Origin of the sequence: Clostridium pacaense, assembly GCF_020709765.2 — a bacterium.
In the GTDB taxonomy this organism is placed as follows: domain Bacteria; phylum Bacillota; class Clostridia; order Lachnospirales; family Lachnospiraceae; genus Enterocloster; species Enterocloster hominis.
Map to the genome: position 1 here is coordinate 81,617 of NZ_JAJFEB020000003.1, position 17,994 is coordinate 99,610.

Consider the following 17,994-nt stretch of genomic DNA (forward strand, 5'->3'; position numbering starts at 1 on the left):
ATGTCAGTGTTAAAAAGAGAATATGGAAAAGAGCAGCCTTATATAGGATGCGGCATGTTTAAGATAAGGCTGCCCTTCATCCATTTCCGATTTACGGGGCCGGAAGCGATTACCGGCCTCTGCAACAGTGTTACCTCCCTGGCGGCCATTGCCACCCTGGTGGGGATACTGGGAATTGAAAACAGGCAGGCATGGGCCGTGATTGTATTCAGCTGTCTGGCCTACTGCCTCCACTGGCTGCTGGGGGACGCCACGGTAGGAGGGTGGATTACCCCGGCCCTTGCCCTGGTGATAGTATACCTTAATGGTTATGGGGAAGGGATTCCCAGGATGCAGGCCATGGGCGCCTTGCAGATTGAGCTTGGGATCATATTTATCGTGCTGGGAGTGACCGGATGCGCCAGGAAGATCACGGGCATGGTACCGCCCTCCATCAAGGCAGGTATTGTGATGGGCACGGCGGTCACCGCGGCCTTCAGCCAGTTTAAGGCAGGTGCGGGATTATACACCTACCCCATTACCATCTTTGCCGGCTCCATGGTGGTTTTCTACTTCATGTTCAGCACTTATTTTAAGAAGCATTCGGAGCGCATCCATATGTTCCGGATCATGGGGCGGTTTGCATTTGCCTGCGGCGTGTTTGTATGTCTCCTGGTAGGGGCGGTGACGGGTGAGATTGATTATTCCATGGTGAGTTTTACGCAGATTCTGGCTGCGCCTGATTTTGCAGGGGCAATCCGTTCCATGTCACCCTTTTATATCGGCTTTGCTCCTGCGGCAACCTGGTTACAGGCCCTTCCCATTGCCTTTGTGGCCTATATCATTGCCTTCGGGGATTTTATCACGGTTAAGCAGCTGGGGATGGATGCTGCCCGGGAGGATGAGCTGGTGGATTATAACACCAACAGGACCAATGTTGTCTGCGGCCTGCGCAATCTGTTCCTGGGCCTGCTGACCCCGTTCCCGCCTTTGGGAGGGCCTATGAGCGCCCCCTATGCGGTCTCCACGTTCCAGCGTTATAAGAACTCGGGCAGGGAAGGCATGGACAGCATATGGGACGGGTATGGGACCAACATGATCCTGGCCGTGGCGGGGCTGTTCTGTTACCCGCTTTACCTGGTGGCGCTGGCCGGTTCCGGAGCAGTCCTGGCGGTCCTGGTCATGATCCAGGGCTATGTGTGTACCCAGATTGCTGTTTCCCTTGCAGGGGACAAGACGGACCTTGGGATTGCAGGTATGATGTCAGGCGTCATGGTGGCCAAAGGAGGGGCGTGGGGGATCGGCATCGGCATCCTTCTTTACTTCCTTTTGTGCGGGCCGGAAAAAATCAGGCAGGATTACCAGTTCAATCTGCAAAAACAGAAAGAGGAGGATGAGGTGTTGCAATGATTGGATTAGAGGGAATTAAGGTGGTGGATCTGACTGCCTATGTGGCAGCGCCTGCATGTCCGCGGATCTTAGGCGAGATGGGGGCCACCGTGTACAAGGTGGAACCCTTTGTGGGAGATGAACAGCGCACCCAGGGAGCCAGCTGGGGGATGAAGTCCAAGACGGAGTTCGACGATCAGGCTTATGATTTAAGTTCCATGAATAAGCAGTGGATTAGCGTGAACCTGAAGACGGCCCAGGGACAGGAGGTTATTTACCGTCTGATAGGGGATTCGGATATCGTGGTTACCAGCTTCCGTGACCCTGCCCTTAAACGGCTGGGTCTGGACTATGAGACGCTGAGCAGTAAGTTCCCCCACATTGTCTTCGGGCAGATGAGGGGATACGGGGAGCGGGGGCCGGAACGGGATTCCAAAGGCTTTGACGCGACCTCCTATTCTTCCAGGGGCGGCCTGGTCATGGCGTTCCCGCAAAAGGGGGAACACTTCGAGCCGGCCAACGTGCCTGTGGCATTCGGGGACTGGAATGCTTCCGTGGCCCTTACTGCAGGTATCCTGGCAGCCCTGGTGCGCAGGCTCAGGTGCGGCAGGGGGGACAAGGTGGTGGTGAACCTCTACCACTGCGCCATATGGGGAATGTCAAGCGCCGTGGCGGTGTCCCAGCAGGGAGGGGAGTATCCGCGGTCAAGGAAGGAGGTCCCCTGCCCCACCAACAACTGTTACCGCTCCAGGGACGGGATATGGTTTTTGATGTGCTTTGGCCATTACAACAAATATTTTGAACTGGTCATGAAGGTCATCGGCCTGGGGCATCTGATCGGGAATAAGGAATATGACACCCTGGAGGTGCTGAACGAGACAGGGAATAACGTGCAGATGATTGCGTGGATGGAGGAAGCCTTTGCAAAGCAGGATTTTGCCTACTGGGAACAGGTCTTTAAGGAAAATGACATCCCCTTCCAGAAATGCTTTACCATGGATGACATCCTGCATGACGAGGAGGCTTATGCCAACGATATCCTGAGGAAAATCCACTATGATTCACTGGGGGAGGTCAGCGTGCCTACCAGCCCTATCCGGTTAAGGAGCGTGGGGGACCCGGTCCTTTTCCGGTCCAGGCCCATAGGGGCCGACACCAGGAAGGTGATGGAGGAATATGGATACAGCCAGGAGGAAATCACCCGTCTGGAACAGGAAGGGGCGGTAAAATGCTACGACGGCCCTCCGCTTCCTGACAGTGTGACAGCACCCAGCCATGGCCCTGGCTTTGACGGAACAGGAAACTGATGAAAGGGTTTTTGCCCCGCAGGAAGATGCGCGGGGCAAAAGCCCTGAAGGTGCTTCAATAAGGAGGTATTTTGTAAATGAATCTTTCGCAGCTTTACTATTTCCGTAAACTGGCTGAAGTGCAGCATTATACAAAGGCAGCCCAGGAGCTTTACATCACCCAGCCCAGTCTCAGCGCCTCCATCCTGTCCCTGGAAAGGGATCTGGGCATTGACCTGTTCCAGAGGGAAGGACGGGGGGTAAAGCTGACCAAATACGGACGTGACTTTTATATCCATGTCTGTAAAGCCCTGGTTGAACTGGAGGTGGGGATTGACAATGCAAAGGAAAATTCCGGAACCATAGGAGGCGTGATTGATGTGGCCTGCATACCCACGCTGTGCGGGGATTTCCTGCCACGCTCCATTAACAGCTATATGCAGGACTGCAACCCCACCGTCAAGTTCAATGTATTCAACGGAATGACCCCGGCTATTGTGGAAGGCGTCCGTTCGGATGCATATGATGTGGGGTTCTGTTCCATGTCGGAAGGGGAGACAGACCTGTGCTTCACCCCTATCCTTTCCCAGGAATACACCACCATTGTCAATAAAAAGCATCCCCTGGCATCCCTGGCCGGCCAGCCCATGAAGCTGGAGGACCTGGAACCATATGAAATCCTCACTTATCCGGAAAACAGCCCCGTGGGCAGGATCATTAAAAAGGAACTGAGGAAGCATAACCTGAAAGCCACCCACTATGGCTATGATGAGACCACCATCGGGGGCTATACGGCCATCAACCAGGTGGTTGCCATTGTGGCCGACACTCCGCTTCTCAAGCAGTTTGACAACCTGGTCCACCTGAAGGTGGAGCTGGAGGCGGAAGCCAGGCTGGTTTATATGGTTTACCACAGGAATAACTATCTGACGCCTGCCGTGAAGAATTATATCCAGCATGTGCTGGACAAGGGGCCTGGATTCAGCGGTGTCCCCACCTAAGGCATGTTCCGGCCTAAGGCATGTCCCCACCTAAGGCATGTCCCCCCTAAGGCAGGTCCCCGCCCAAGGCGGTTTTCCGGTTGCTCCTGCGAAGGGATTCATACCGGGCCGAACAGGAACATGGTAAAGGTGGCGTCAGCCACGGTCTTTCCCTCCGGGGTGGTGATTACCACATGGTGGATTGCGGTTTTGCTTCCCTTGTGGATTGCGTCTGCCTGTACATACAGCTTGCCTGAATCAACGCTCTTGATGAAGTGGATGCAGCCCTGCTGGGTTACATTGGACACTTCGTATGCATAGGTGGCCATTCCGGCCGCCATGTCGCAGAGTGTAAAAATCACTCCCCCATGAAGATTTCCATAAAGATTCAGGGAACATGGGAGGACGTCAAGGGCCAGTCTGGCATGGCCTGGGGCGATTTCCAGGATCTGTGCATGTTCCACTCCTGCCAGGGGCTGGATATGGCGGCGGATGCCTTCCAATATATCCTGTCTCATGTCATCAATACCTCCTGTTTTCATTGATTTCTGATGGGGACAATATATCATACAATGTTGATATGCACAATAGAAAATAGAAATCATAGGTATAATCTATAGATTATGCACAAAACTTGGGAAAAGGCCGATTGGATATGTGAAACAATATATATTATAATGGAATCATCAAGAGATTGTTAAAAAATTGATAAGAATAAATATAACAAGGAGGAATTACCCTATGAGCAAATTATCACCCCAGCAGTTCCAGGATTATCTGATGCAGATCCGCAGGCTTGCAGAAGGCCCCTTGGAGGAAATCCAAAAAGAAGTGGAAGTTACCAACAAGTTCCCGCAGGAGTTTTATGACCTGGCCATTGAGAATGACCTGTACCGCTGTGCGCTTCCTGAAGAATACGGCGGATACGGATTGTCAGAGCTGGAGATCCTTCAGGTACAGGAGGAATTTTCCAGAGGTCCAGGCGGGATGAGGATGCATCTGCATTATGCGATGGACCTGAACTGGAGGATACTGGATGATTACGGAAATGATGAATTGAAGGCGGAATACATGCCTAAATTCCAGGACAAATCCGTGTTCACCTGTTTTGCCCTGACGGAGGCCACCGGGGGAACAGGCGCTGACCTGCATACAACCGCGGTAAGGGACGGGGACAGCTACATCTTAAACGGGGAAAAGACCTTGATTTCCCATACGGACTGCTGCGAGTTTGCGTATGTCATCGCAGTGACCAATCCGGAGTCTGATAAGGCCGACCGTTTATCCGCATTTTTCGTTCCCATGGATGCCCCGGGCTTTGAGGTAATCAACATGCCCCACATGATGGGATGCAGGGGAGCCGGCCATGGCGACCTTAAGTTCACGGACTGCCGCATCGATAAAAAATACTTACTGGGCCAGGAAGGCCAGGGACTTGAGATTGCTCTCCACTCCTTATCTGTCTCCAGGGCCCATATCGCTGCCAGCAACCTGGGTATGGCCCAGAGGATGCTGGAAATGTCCTTAAAGTACGCGGCCGACCGCGTAACCTTCGGCAAGCCCATTGTCACGCGTCAGGCGATTAAGATGAAGCTTGCCAATATGCAGATGAACATCCATGCCCTGCGCTGTATGGTATATGATTTTGCAAAGGATTATGAGGTGCAGGCCGACGGGAAGTACATAGAGGAAAAGGCAGCCATGTGCAAGCTGTTCAGCATTGATACCGTAAGGCTGGTAAGCGATGAAATGCTGGAAATCTTCGGGGGCGTGGGTTACTTTGAGGACAATCCCTATGGTCCGGTTGAGCGCATGTACCGCGACTGCCGCGCCATGTGGCTGGAGGAAGGCGCCCCCACCGTACAGCGCATTACCATTGCTAAAAGCGCGGTTAAATTCGGCGGTCAGGTAGAGTATGTAATCTAAGTATCCGGCCGGGACACATAGCCTTACATCCCGTATGGACAGGGCCGGCAGCCCTGTCCATGTATATTCCGGCCGGACTGCCGGCCGGGGATGGGGAAGGCGGTTCATCATAAAGAGAGGGAAGGGGAAAGAAAATGGCATTACTATATACAGAGGAACAAAAAGAACTCATTGCCCTGGTCCGGGATATGGCGGAACATGAAATCAAGCCATATGTCCAGGAAGCGGACGAAAAGGGAGAGTGCCCCAGGGAGCTGTTTGACTGGGGGTTTAAGATGGGCCTGCATATGCTGGAAATACCGGCCCAGTATGGAGGAACCGGCTTAAGTTATGAGACAACGGCCATGATTTTTGAGGAGCTGGCAAAGGTGGACGCCGGTTATGCAATCACCTTTGTTACCACCTTTGTGGCGCTGCGCAACGTCATCCTGGCCGGGACGCCGGAACAGGCCCAGTATTTTGCGGATATCATCAACCGGGGAAGCTTTGCAGGATTTGCCCTCACGGAACCCAACGCAGGTTCCGACCCGGCAGGCATCAGGGGAACCGCCGTGCTGGACGGCGATGAGTATGTCCTCAATGCCACCAAGACCTTTATTACCAACGGCGCCCTGTCGGACATCTATGTGGGCTTTTTTAAGACCAGCCCGGAGGCAGGACACAAAGGTATCTCGGCCTTTATTATTGACAGGAACATGCCGGGGGTATCGGTGGGCGCCCATGAAAACAAGATGGGGCTCAGGCTTTCCAATACAACGGACCTGATTTTTGAAAATGTAAGGGTTCCCAGGGACCGCATGCTGGGGCCGGAGGGTTCCGGTTTTAAACTGGCATTAAATGCCCTTAACCTGTCCAGGGCCTTTGTGGCAACCCTGGCCGTGGGCATCATGCAGAGGGCGCTGGATGAGGCTGTGAAATATGCAAAGGAGCGCAAGCAGTTCAATACCCCCATTATTAATTTCCAGATGGTCCAGGCGCTGCTGGCCGATATGGCGATTAAGGTTGAAGCTTCCAGATGTCTTGTCAATAATACGATGAGGATGATGGATGCGGGCAGTCTGGTCCAGAAGGAAGGTTCCATCACCAAAACCTTTGTCACGGACTGTGCCCAGGAAGTCACATCCAACGCGGTACAGGTCTTTGGCGGATACGGATACAGCCGGGAATACCCGGTTGAAAAGCTGATGCGCGATGTGAAGGTATTCCAGATTTTCGAGGGCACCAACCAGATACAGCGCATGACCATAGCAAATGTCCTGAATAAGGAATACAGATAAAGGGGGATTATGATGAAGATTGTTGTATGTGTAAAACAGGTTCCGGATACAACAGAGATAAAGATTGATCCGGTAAAGAATACTTTGATACGCACCGGCGTTCCCAGCATTTTAAATCCCTTTGACAGGAATGCAGTGGAAACAGCCCTTCAGCTGAAGGATACTTACGGCGGGAGCGTGACAGTCCTGTCCATGGGGCCGCCTCAGGCCAAGGCAGTGCTGAGGGAAGCGCTTTCCATGGGCGCGGACCAGGCTTATCTCATTACGGACCGGGCTTTCGGCGGTTCCGATACCTATGCAACCAGCTACATCTTATCCAGCGCCATCCGGCATCTGGGCCCATTTGATGTGGTGCTGGGGGGCAAACAGGCCATTGACGGTGACACGGGGCAGACAGCCCCCAGTATTGCAGAGCACCTGGACATGATACGCCTTACCTATATTGTGTCCATGGAAATAGAGGGGGATAAGGTGACTGCAAAACGCCAGGTGGAAGAGGGCGTGGAGGTCATTGAGGCAAGGCTTCCCGTGCTGTGTACTGCCACTAAGGAAACCAATAAGCCGCGCTATGCAACCATTAAGGGGAAACTGGAATCCCTGAGGGCTGAGATACCGGAACTGACCCTTGAAGACATGAAGGATATCATTGACACCACGAAAATCGGTTTAAAGGGTTCACCTACCAAGGTGAAAGCAACCTTTACCCCAAAGCGCACGGCCACTGGGGTACACATAGAGGGTGGTCCCCAGAAGATGGCGGCCTCGCTCCTGGACTGTCTGAAAGAGTCAAAGGTACTGTAGAAAGGGGGAAGTATCATGGGTTTTGAGCAATATAAGGACGTATGGGTGTTTATCGAATGTTTTGAAGGAACCCCCAAAAATGTTGGACTGGAGCTTTTGGGGCAGGGCAGGAAGCTGGCAGAGGGACTGGGACAGCAGCTTTGCGCGGTGGTGATAGGAAAGGATGTGGAGGAAGGCATCCAGGAAGCGCAAAGACACGGCGCGGATAAGATTTATGTGGTGCAGGGGGATGAGTACCGCCATTATTCGGCGGACGGATACGGATACGCCTTCCTGCAGCTGTGCAGGAAATACAGCCCCAACACCATTCTGGTGGGAGCAACCATCAATGGCAGGGACCTTGGCTCCAAGCTTGCGGTAAGCCTTCACACCGGCCTGACAGCGGACTGCACGGCCCTCAGTGTGGAGGATACGGGCAACGTGGTATGGGAACGGCCTGCCTTCGGAGGCAACCTGTATGCACAGATCCTCTGCAGTGACACACGTCCCCAGATGGGAACCGTAAGGCCTGGCGCATTTAAGAAGCCGGCTCCTGTGGAAGGGAACCAGGCAGTGGTCATACGGGAGGATATCCATGCAGGAAATATCCGTACCCAGGTAGTGGATTTCATAAAGGCCTGTGCGGACGGCACCATACCGGTGGGAGAGGCGGATGTGATTGTATCCGGCGGACGCGGTATGAAGAATCCGGAGAACTTTGCAATACTCAAGGAGCTGGCCGGCCTTTTAGGCGGGACAGTGGGCTGCTCCAGGGCAGCAGTGGATTCGGGCTGGATGCCGCAGTCCAGACAGGTGGGACAGACCGGCTCCACGGTGACGCCCAAATTATATATTGCATGCGGGATTTCCGGCGCGGTCCAGCATGTGGCGGGTATGAGCGGATCGGGAACCATTGTAGCCATTAACAAGGATGCCTCAGCTCCTATATTTGAGGTGGCGGATTACTGCCTGGTGGGGGATCTGTTTGAGATTGTCCCTGCCCTGATTAAGGAGTTAAAAGCCAGGAAGCAGGCCTGAGGAATGTGATGGATGGAATGAAGGTAAACCAGAAGCAGAAGGAGTATTACCTGGAAAAGGGATACTGGGGACATGAAACCCTCCTGGACCGCTTCATGCGGACCGCGGAGCGGTTCCCGGACAGGGAATATGTGGTGGATGACAGGGGGAACCGTCATACCTACAGCCAGATAGATGTCCTTTCCTCCAGGATAGCTTCCTATTTAAAGGATATGGGGATTGTGCCGGGAGACTGTGTATCCTTTCAGGTGCCGGTGTGGAGCGAGTTCATTGTAATCGCCATCGGCTGCCTTAAGGCGGGGGCCGTGATGCATCCCATTGCCATGTGCTACGAAGAGCCTGATCTGATCCATGCCATGAACAAAGCCGATACAAAGATATATTTCGGCACTGCCTGGTTTCGCGGCAAGGATTATGAGGCAAGGCTCCTGGCAGTCATGGACAGGATAGCATCCTTACGGCATGTGGTATTCCTGGACAGCTTAGGCCCGGTCAAAGGCGGATTTACAACCTACAGGGAAATACTTGAAACCTACGGCCCGCTTCCAAAGGAGGAATACGGCCGGATGGACGGGCTTTGTGTGGCGCTGATACTGGGCACATCGGGAACAACCGGAAGTAATAAGGGTGTGATGCTGACCCACAGCAACATCATATTCAGCGAGGAACAATTCAACCGGGAGCTTGGACTGGACGAAAATGATATCATGTTCATGCCCGCGCCCCTGAACCATGCCACTGGTTTCCACCACGGCATCATTGCCCCCATGTTATTGGGGGCAAAGGTGGTGCTTCAGCAAAAGTTTAAATGCCCTGAGGCGATTGAGCTTATGAACCGGGAGAAATGCACGTATTCCATGGGGTCCACCCCGTTTATCTACGATATCTTAAAATATCTGGAGAAGGAGGGGGGAGGCATTGGGAGCCTGAAGTTCTATCTGTGCGGCGGGGCGCCTGTGCCTGAGGACATGGTCCTGCGGGCATCGTCCTTTGGTATCTGTCTGTGCGAGGTGTACGGATCTACGGAAAGCGTGCCTCATGTGTTTGTCAGGCCACGGGAAGCGCTGACGTTAAAAGAAAGGACATCGGGCCGTCCCCTTGAGGGAATCCAGGTCCGGGCCGTGGATGAACGGGGCAGGGATGTGGCGCCGGGAACCGTGGGTGAGGAGATATCCAGGGGACCCAATGTGTTTGTGGGCTACCTTAAGGACCGGGAGGAAACGGACCGGGTCCTTACCGATGACGGCTGGTTTTACAGCGGTGACCTCTGCGTCATGGACGAAGCGGGTAATATCCGCATTGTGGGCAGAAAGAAGGACATGATTGTCAGAGGCGGGGAAAACCTGAATTCTAACTATATCGATGAAGCCATGGAGGGATGTCCTGGTGTGGCGGACCATGCTGTAATCGGAATGCCGGACGAACGGCTGGGCGAGCGTATATGTGCGTATGTGGTTCCGGAACAGGGGATATCCGTGAGCCTGGAACAGGTATTGACCTTCATGAAGGAAAAACACGTGCCCAAGCGTTACTGGCCGGAACGGCTGGAACAGATAAAAGAAATCCCGAGAACCGGAAGCGGCAAGGTGAAAAAATATCTGCTTCTGGAAGACTTGAAGAAGAGGGGGTGAGGCTTTGAAAGAGCAGGTTTTTGGCCCCAGAAGAAGCCGGGCCGCCAGAAAGCCCCTTATCCAGTGTCCCGGCGTGGTGTTTTACCGCTGCCATACCTGTGGAAGTGTCTACCAGCGCACCGGATGGACCCAGACAGAACCTGATATAAGCTGCTGCGGCATCAGGATGGAGCCGCTGGTACCTGTGCGGACTGAGGTCATGGGAAGGTGCGGCACCTTGAGTTATAAGATTGTGGGCGGCTATAACGACAACGCTGTCCAGGTATTCTTTGATATGGAAGAGGGCCATGAACTGGAGTGGCTCTATCTGAAAACCTTTACCGGGGGCTACATGAAATATATAGGGCCTGGAAAACGGTCCCCATGCGTGTTTGCCCTGGCGGATGAGGATGCATTTTCTTATTGTGATGAAGACCCATGCCTGGAATGCACGTTCTGGTGTAAGCGGGGGTTTGTGGTCTATGGTTATGTGAGTAAGCTGGGACTTGTGGAAATGCCTTTGGACCAGGTCTCGCCTTACTGGCAGTCCGGAGCAAAGTAAAAGCCGCCTTACCGTTCCGACAGGCGGCTGATCATCCGGGCCAGGCATTGAAGGAATTCGTTCTCATCCTTTGAGAAGGAGTAACCGCTTCTGTAGATTAACATATCCTTGTGGACATTGCCGGGATAGCTGCAGTGCTTCTGGATCAGGCCGGTGCTTTCCAGGCAGCTGTAAGGCACCGGGGAGGTCCACATATAGGAACCGGGAATCTGCTTCAATATCTCAAACTGACTGCCTCTGTCATAGATGGAAATGGTTTTACGCGAATTTCCGCCTGTGGCAGAGGCGTCCTGCGCTTCAAAGGTAAAGGACGGGTTCTGGATATCGCCCTGGACAATCTCCAGGCAGTCTGTAAAGTCCAGATAGGTAAGGCTGTCCCTGTCCGCCAGGGGATGATTGGGGGACATGAGCACGTTGCAGGAGAATTCCCACAGTTCCTTCCAGTCCAGGTTTTCATCCTGAAGCATTTTCATGTAATAATTCTCATAGAGGGCCTGGCAGCGTATGATCCCCAGGTCAAAGGCCTTGGAGGACACGCCGCGTATGGTATCTTTGGAATTGGTTTCCTTGTAGCTGAGGCTTACGCTGGGGAAGGCCCGCATGTCCTTCAAATAATCGGTAAACGCATAGGAAATATAGGTGGCCCTGGGCACGCTTAAGCTGACCTCCAGGGCCCGTTCGCTGTTTTTGACACAGAGGGCCTCAATCTGTTCCTCCTGGACCAGGATGGCCTTGGCATACCGGAGGAATTCCTCCCCACGTCTGGTGGGGACCATGCCGCGGCTGGTGCGGTCGAATATGGGGCATCCCAGTTCGCGCTCCAGTTCCCGGATAATCTTGCTCAGATGAGGCTGGTTCATATAAAAATTCTGGGCTGCTTTTGTGATGGAACCGGTTTTTTCCACTTCAACGGCGTACTTCAAATAAGAAAGATTCATATACAACTCCTGGTATTTTTATGTTATACTATACCAGTATATACCAGAACCGGAATTTTGAAAAGGAAAACAGCAGGGGGTTAACATGGATAAACTGGATTACAGAATACTGAACATACTAAAGGAAAATGGACGGGAGACAGCATCCGATATCAGCAAGGCCATCCATCTGTCTGTGTCAGCTGTGCTGGACCGTATTAAGAAGATGGAGGAAGCCGGGATCATAAAGGGATACACGGTCAGGGTGGATGCAAAGGCCCTGGGCAATGATGTGACGGCCCTGATGGAAATCAGCCTGGAGCATCCCAGGTTCCATGACTCCTTCACGGAGATAATCCTGGAACATCCCAATATTCTGGACTGCTACTATCTGACAGGGGATTATGATTTTGTGCTGAAGATATCCTGCTCCTCCTCAGATGAACTGGAAAGCATTCACAGGACCATCAAAAGCATACCAGGCGTCTCGGCCACCAGGACGCATTTTGTATTAAAAGAAATCAAAAATGTATATTCCGCCATCCCGGAAGAGGAAAAGAAGCGCTTCTGAACACATGAATGATTGGAGATAATAAGAATGAAGACATTGGGCTATTATAATGGAAGGTATGACGAAATTGATAACATGACCATCCCCATGAATGACCGGGTATGCTGGTTCGGGGACGGCGTGTATGACGCGGGCCCCTGCCGCAACTATCATATATTTGCCCTGGACGAGCATGTGGACCGCTTCTTTAACAACGCAGGACTTTTGAAGATACAGATGCCCTGTACCAAGGAGGCGCTGAAGGCCCTGTTAAATGACCTGGTCAGGAAGATGGACACAGGCGACCTGTTCGTATATTATCAGGTGACAAGAGGCACGGCCGCGCGTTCCCATGAGTTCCCGGCGGACTGTCCGGCCAATCTATGGGTCATGTTAAAACCCCAGAAAGCACCGGAGCTGACAGCGAAAATCAAACTGATAACAGTGGAGGACACACGTTTCTTCCACTGTAATATAAAGACCCTGAACCTGATTCCCAGCGTCATGGCTGCCCAGAAAGCCAGCGAGGCCGGGTGCCAGGAAGCCATTTTCCACCGCGGCGGCCGCGTGACGGAGTGTGCGCACAGCAACTGCCATATAATAAAGGAAGGAATCCTGTACACGGCCCCGGCAGACAACCTGATCCTTCCCGGCATTGCAAGGGCGCATCTGATTAGTAATTGTAAGAAGCTGGGGATTCCTGTGAGCGAGACGCCATATACCCTCAAGGAGCTGATGGATGCCGACGAGGTGCTGGTCACCTCATCCACCAAGCTGTGCATGTCGGCGGATGAGATAGACGGCAGGCCCGTAGGAGGAAAGGCGCCGGGACTCCTTAAGAGGATACAGGATGCGGTGAAGTCTGAATTCCTTGAGGAAACCGGTACTGCCTTGGGAAGATAGAGGGTGCTATATTTCTCAGTTAATTGTGTAAGGCAAGGGTTTGGCTGCCTTGACTTTTACAAGGTGCAGTGATAGAATGAAAGGCATGAAAAAGACAGGCGCAAGGATATCATTATTAATCAGTATAATCATAATAGGTACGGCTTGGCTGGCAGGATGCAGCAGGAAGAATGCGGATCCTGTCAGTCGGTCGTCTTTTTTGTTGAACACGTTCATTACAGTGACCCTGTATGATTCTCAGGACGAGACCATCCTGGACGGCTGCATGGAGCTGTGCTCTGATTATGAAAAGCTTCTGAGCAAAACCCTGGAAAGCAGTGAAATCTACCAGATGAACCATAGAAAAGCAGGGGAGCGCACCTTCACGGTATCCGGCGGCACGGCCCGTGTCCTGCAGAAAGGGCTGGAATACAGCCGTATTTCAGAGGGGGCCTTTGACATTACCATCGAACCCTTAAGCACGCTCTGGGACTTCACAGGCAGGGATTCCCAGGTTCCCCGGCCGGATGAAATCCAAAAGGACCTGAAAAAGGTAGGATATGAAAATGTCACACTGGATGGAAACCAGGTGACCTTCTCAAATGATGAGACAACCATTGACCTTGGCGCCATTGCAAAAGGCTTCATTGCAGACGAGATGAAGGCTTACCTGAAGGAAAAGGGCGTAAACAGCGCCGTCATCAACCTGGGGGGCAACGTCCTGTGCGTAGGCAGCCGTCCTGACGGCAGCCCCTTTAAGATCGGACTCCAAAAGCCCTATGCCACCCATACCGAAACAGTGGCGGCCCTGGATATTACCGACATGTCCGTGGTGTCGTCCGGTGTCTATGAGCGCCATTTCATAAAAGACGGCGTCAACTATCATCACATACTGGACCCCTCCACTGGTTATCCTTATGAGAACGGCCTGATACAGGTTTCAATCATCTCGCCTCTTTCCGTGGACGGCGATGGTTTAAGCACCACCTGTTTTGCCCTTGGCTTAGAGAAGGGGATGGAGCTGATTGATGGCATGGATGGGATATATGCGGTATTCATGACCAAAGACGGGACGCTGCACTATACCGAGGGCGCAGAAGGTTTTTTGGACTGAAGTTTTTTGGCCTCAGATTCCTCACCTCAATATTGAAAGGCTGGAAAAGGTATGGTATGATGGATGGGAATGTGCGGCCGTTTCAGGAAGGCTGGATTCCATGAATATAATAAGGAAAGGATACCTTGATTTCCAAAGGAGCAAAAATGCTGCATAAGATATGGGAAAAATGTGTGAATTATGAAACGGTCAGTTACCTGATATGTGGTTTCCTTACCACGGCAGTGGACTTTGCCGTATATACGGTTTTAAGACAGATGGATATAGGGGTTGGGATATCCCAGGCCCTGTCCTGGATGGCGGCTGTCCTGTTTGCCTATGTGGTGAACAAGCTGGTTGTCTTCCGCAATTATAACATGAGGCCCTCCTATCTGGTGAAGGAGGCAGGGGCGTTTGTGGCAGCCAGGGCATTTTCCGGCGTGGTTACATGGGTCCTTATGGTGGTCATGGTGAAACTGGGGGGAGACAGGGGGTTTGTATATGAGTTATTCTGTAAATTCACATCCTCTGTGCTTAACATGGTGTTGAATTATGTTTTCAGCAAGCTGTGGATATTCAAGAATAAGCCTGAGTAGGGAAAGGTGACTGTGATGGAACGTGATGAGATTGAGCGGGTTGAACGTGAGCTGGATGCAATCTTAAAGCTTGTTCAGCCGGAAGCGCCCATGCAGGATAAAACTCCGGGGATGGATACGGACCAGGAGGCAGCAGGAGAACAGAAGATAAAAGGCTCAAAGGAAATGGCCCGGGAGGAATGGGCTTTTTCCGGGGAGCAGGAAGAGATTGGAGTACAGACTATGCCGAATAAGGCTCCCGGTGAAGAAGAGATAAAGAATGAGGAACAGCTCCCTTCGCAGGAAAATGCGCCGGAGGAAACTGTTACGGATTCAGGGAAAGAAAAAAAAGAAAGCCAGTCAGGGCGGAAAAGGACGCAGGGAAAAGCGGATAAAGGGAAAAAGCATGGCTTTTGGAATCCGGCCCGGGACGGCCGGCCGGAAGGGGCAATGGCCCGGGACGGTATAACGGATTGGCAGCAGGACAACGGCCCGGATGGCGAGGATGACTGGGATATGGACGATGGGACGGAGTGGTCCCAGGACGGCCGGGTAGAGTGGAATCGGGACGACCAGCCGGAATGGAATCGGGACGACCAGCCAAATGTGAAAATGGACGGATATTCCGGCCAGGGAAGGGTCCGGCCCATACGCAGCCTTCGGCTGTTGAAGCCGTCGGATGGCCTGGCTGCGGCATTTTTCGTGCCTGTCATTGTGATGATCATCATATTTGCCCAGAGAGGCATTTTCCCCTTTGGGGAGGAAAGCTTCTTAAGGACGGATATGTACCACCAGTATGCCCCGTTTTTTTCGGAGTTCCAGTATAAGCTGACCCACGGGGGAAGCCTGCTGTACAGCTGGGATATCGGCATGGGTGTGAATTTTTCAGCCCTTTATGCCTATTATCTGGCCAGCCCGGTGAACTGGCTTCTGATGTTCTGCCCCAAGCAGTTCATCATAGAATTCATGACGCTGGTGATTGTGCTGAAGATTGGACTGTCAGGGCTTAGCTTTGCATGGTATCTGAAAAAGCATTTCGGCACCAGGGATTTTGGTGTTGGGCTTTTCGGGATTTTTTATGCGCTGAGCGGTTATATGGCGGCGTACAGCTGGAACATCATGTGGCTGGACTGCATCCTCCTGTTCCCGCTGATCCTTCTTGGGCTTGAGCGGCTGGTTAAGGGGGAGAGCGGACTGCTCTACTGTATTACCTTGGGCCTGTCCATCCTTTCCAATTATTATATATCCATCATGATATGTATTTTCATGGTCATCTATGTCATTGCCCAGGTAATCATGAATCCTCCCAAAGGACTGGGAAGATTGGTGCTGACAGGTGTCCGCTTTGCCGTATATTCCCTTTTGGCCGGAGGGTTGGCGGCGGTTGTGCTGCTGCCGGAGATATATGCGCTCCAGGCAACTGCTTCCGGGAATTTTGATTTCCCCAAGACCGTTTCCTCCTATTTTTCCATCTTCGACATGATTGCCAGACATATAGGGAATGTGGGCACGGAAATTGGGCTGGACCACTGGCCCAATATTTACTGCGGTGTTGCCGTGCTTATGTTCTTCCTTCTGTATCTGGGCAGCCGGAAGATCGCGTTCAGGGAAAAGGCAGTGTACTGCGGCCTGCTTCTTCTGTTTTATGCCAGCTTTTCCGTTAATATGCTGAACTTCATATGGCACGGCTTCCATTTTCCCAACAGCCTTCCCTGCAGGCAGTCCTTTATTTATATCGCACTGATGCTGGTGATGTGTTATCAGGCATATACGGGCCTTAGGGAAACGCCGTGGAAACATATCTGCCTGGCTTTCTGGGGCGCCGTCATATTCATACTTCTGGCAGAGAAGCTGGTGGAGAACCCGGAACAGTATCACTTCTCCGTGTTTTATGTTGCCATCCTGTTCATTGCCATGTACGCAGGACTGGTGTATCAATATAAAAAAGGGAGATGGAGCCTGGATGCCATCGTCCTGACCGCGCTGGCCGTGGTGTCCATTGAGGCTGCTGTCAATACAGCGGTTACCAGTGTCCCCACTACCAGCAGGACCGCCTATGTGAAGGATAACCAGGATGTGCAGGATCTGGTGTGGAACCTGAAGCCGAATACATTTTACAGGGTGGAAAAATCAGACAGGAAGACTAAGAACGACGGCGCATGGATGAATTTCCCATCGGTATCCCTGTTCTCCTCCACGGCGGATGCGTCCCTGTCGGACTTCTTCCGGGTGCTGGGATGTGAAAGTTCTACCAATGCGTACAGCATTACAGGAAGCACCCCTCTGGTGGACAGCCTGTTCTCCGTGCGGTACGGACTTTACCCGGACCAGCAGCCCACGGGAATCCTGATGGAGCAGGCAGGGCGCAAGGGCGGTGTATGGCTTTATGAAAATGCATTCACGCTTCCGGTCGCCTTCATGCTGCCGAAGGATGTGGAGGCCAACTGGATTACGGATTCCGGGAATCCGGCCCTGGTACAGAATGACCTGTGCGATGTGCTGGGAACCGAACACGTGCTGATTCCCAATGAGAGTGTCACGGAAGGCAAGAAGCTGTCATTTACAGCAGAGGCAACCGGGGATTACTACGTATATGTGACCAATAAAAAGGTAAAGGAAGTATCCGTTACCGTGGGAGAACATTCGGACAGCTTTGACAATGTGGACAGGGGATATTTCCTTGAACTGGGCCGTATTACCAAGGATGAGCAGGTTTATATGGAATCCCGGGACGACGGGAACCCTACCCTGCAGGCTGAAGTGTGGAGATTCAATCCCGAGGGACTGAAGGCTGTTTACGGACAGATGAACGCCAATCCCATTACGCTGACCAACTGGACCGATACATCCCTTAAGGGCAGTATCACGGCAGATGGTTCCGGCGTCATGTATACCAGCATTCCCTATGACAAGGGATGGACCATAATGGTGGACGGCAATCAAGTGGCACCGAGAAAGCTTTTCGATACCTTCCTGGCCGTGGACTTAAGCGGGGGAACCCATGAAATCAGCATGACATATGAGCCGGAGGGGCTTCGCACCGGGGCATGGATAACCGGGGCATCGGCCGCAGTGCTGGGAATCATCGTGCTGGCAGGATACACAGTCAGACGCAAAGAGCAGAAAAAATACGAAAAAGTAAGGAGATAG

Annotated in this window: 16 protein-coding genes; 14 read left to right on the forward strand and 2 right to left on the reverse strand. The window is 52.5% G+C overall.

Annotation, left to right across the window (positions count from 1 at the left end):
- From LK536_RS36495 to LK536_RS36505, 3 genes are all read left to right on the forward strand, one after another.
- Entirely contained in the window at positions 1-1,389 is a 1,389-nt protein-coding gene (locus LK536_RS36495; RefSeq protein ID WP_227795213.1) for a hypothetical protein, read from the forward strand.
- Positions 1,386-2,675, forward strand: coding sequence for a CaiB/BaiF CoA transferase family protein (locus LK536_RS36500; protein WP_227795214.1), 1,290 nt, complete (start codon positions 1,386-1,388; stop codon positions 2,673-2,675). The genes LK536_RS36495 and LK536_RS36500 overlap by 4 nt, the downstream gene beginning before the upstream one ends.
- A gap of 77 nt (positions 2,676-2,752) precedes the next feature.
- Entirely contained in the window at positions 2,753-3,655 is a 903-nt protein-coding gene (locus tag LK536_RS36505) for a LysR family transcriptional regulator (protein WP_008721357.1), read from the forward strand.
- A 98-nt stretch (positions 3,656-3,753) separates the two neighbouring features.
- Here the strand turns inward: LK536_RS36505 and LK536_RS36510 are convergent, their stop codons facing one another.
- Complete coding sequence (locus LK536_RS36510) at positions 3,754-4,152, reverse strand: PaaI family thioesterase (RefSeq protein ID WP_008721358.1); 399 nt, start codon at positions 4,150-4,152, stop codon at positions 3,754-3,756.
- 223 nt (positions 4,153-4,375) lie between these two features.
- Here LK536_RS36510 and LK536_RS36515 point away from each other — a divergent pair, with 223 nt between their 5' ends.
- The 6 genes from LK536_RS36515 to LK536_RS36540 all read left to right on the forward strand — a co-directional run bounded on the left by LK536_RS36515 (position 4,376) and on the right by LK536_RS36540 (position 10,827).
- Entirely contained in the window at positions 4,376-5,560 is a 1,185-nt protein-coding gene (locus tag LK536_RS36515) for an acyl-CoA dehydrogenase family protein (protein ID WP_008721360.1), read from the forward strand.
- A 134-nt stretch (positions 5,561-5,694) separates the two neighbouring features.
- Positions 5,695-6,837 (forward strand): acyl-CoA dehydrogenase family protein, encoded by a 1,143-nt coding sequence (locus LK536_RS36520; RefSeq protein ID WP_120057710.1) that lies wholly within the window; start codon positions 5,695-5,697, stop codon positions 6,835-6,837.
- Positions 6,838-6,849: 12 nt separating this feature from the next.
- Positions 6,850-7,638 carry an electron transfer flavoprotein subunit beta/FixA family protein gene (locus LK536_RS36525; protein ID WP_025483503.1) on the forward strand — a complete coding sequence of 263 codons (789 nt, stop codon included), beginning with the start codon at positions 6,850-6,852 and terminating at the stop codon, positions 7,636-7,638.
- 15 nt (positions 7,639-7,653) lie between these two features.
- Complete coding sequence (locus LK536_RS36530; RefSeq protein ID WP_025483501.1) at positions 7,654-8,655, forward strand: electron transfer flavoprotein subunit alpha/FixB family protein; 1,002 nt, start codon at positions 7,654-7,656, stop codon at positions 8,653-8,655.
- An 8-nt stretch (positions 8,656-8,663) separates the two neighbouring features.
- Positions 8,664-10,286, forward strand: a complete 1,623-nt coding sequence (locus tag LK536_RS36535) for an AMP-binding protein (RefSeq protein ID WP_227795215.1) — start codon at positions 8,664-8,666, stop codon at positions 10,284-10,286.
- Positions 10,287-10,290: 4 nt separating this feature from the next.
- Positions 10,291-10,827 carry a hypothetical protein gene (locus tag LK536_RS36540; RefSeq protein WP_008721369.1) on the forward strand — a complete coding sequence of 179 codons (537 nt, stop codon included), beginning with the start codon at positions 10,291-10,293 and terminating at the stop codon, positions 10,825-10,827.
- A gap of 8 nt (positions 10,828-10,835) precedes the next feature.
- Here the strand turns inward: LK536_RS36540 and LK536_RS36545 are convergent, their stop codons facing one another.
- The gene (locus LK536_RS36545; protein WP_040381224.1) at positions 10,836-11,765 is read right to left on the reverse strand and encodes a LysR family transcriptional regulator; all 930 of its coding nucleotides are present in this window, start codon (positions 11,763-11,765) and stop codon (positions 10,836-10,838) included.
- Positions 11,766-11,850: 85 nt separating this feature from the next.
- Here LK536_RS36545 and LK536_RS36550 point away from each other — a divergent pair, with 85 nt between their 5' ends.
- The 5 genes from LK536_RS36550 (at position 11,851) to LK536_RS36570 (ending at position 17,994) form a co-directional block, all read left to right on the forward strand.
- Positions 11,851-12,315 carry an Lrp/AsnC family transcriptional regulator gene (locus LK536_RS36550; RefSeq protein ID WP_008721373.1) on the forward strand — a complete coding sequence of 155 codons (465 nt, stop codon included), beginning with the start codon at positions 11,851-11,853 and terminating at the stop codon, positions 12,313-12,315.
- Between the two features lie 27 nt (positions 12,316-12,342).
- Positions 12,343-13,197: a D-amino acid aminotransferase gene (locus tag LK536_RS36555; RefSeq protein WP_227795216.1), complete on the forward strand. Its 855-nt coding sequence runs from the start codon at positions 12,343-12,345 to the stop codon at positions 13,195-13,197.
- A 199-nt stretch (positions 13,198-13,396) separates the two neighbouring features.
- Positions 13,397-14,290 carry an FAD:protein FMN transferase gene (locus LK536_RS36560; protein ID WP_506092093.1) on the forward strand — a complete coding sequence of 298 codons (894 nt, stop codon included), beginning with the start codon at positions 13,397-13,399 and terminating at the stop codon, positions 14,288-14,290.
- A gap of 146 nt (positions 14,291-14,436) precedes the next feature.
- Positions 14,437-14,865: a GtrA family protein gene (locus LK536_RS36565; protein ID WP_025483495.1), complete on the forward strand. Its 429-nt coding sequence runs from the start codon at positions 14,437-14,439 to the stop codon at positions 14,863-14,865.
- 15 nt (positions 14,866-14,880) lie between these two features.
- Positions 14,881-17,994, forward strand: coding sequence for a YfhO family protein (locus tag LK536_RS36570; protein WP_227795217.1), 3,114 nt, complete (start codon positions 14,881-14,883; stop codon positions 17,992-17,994).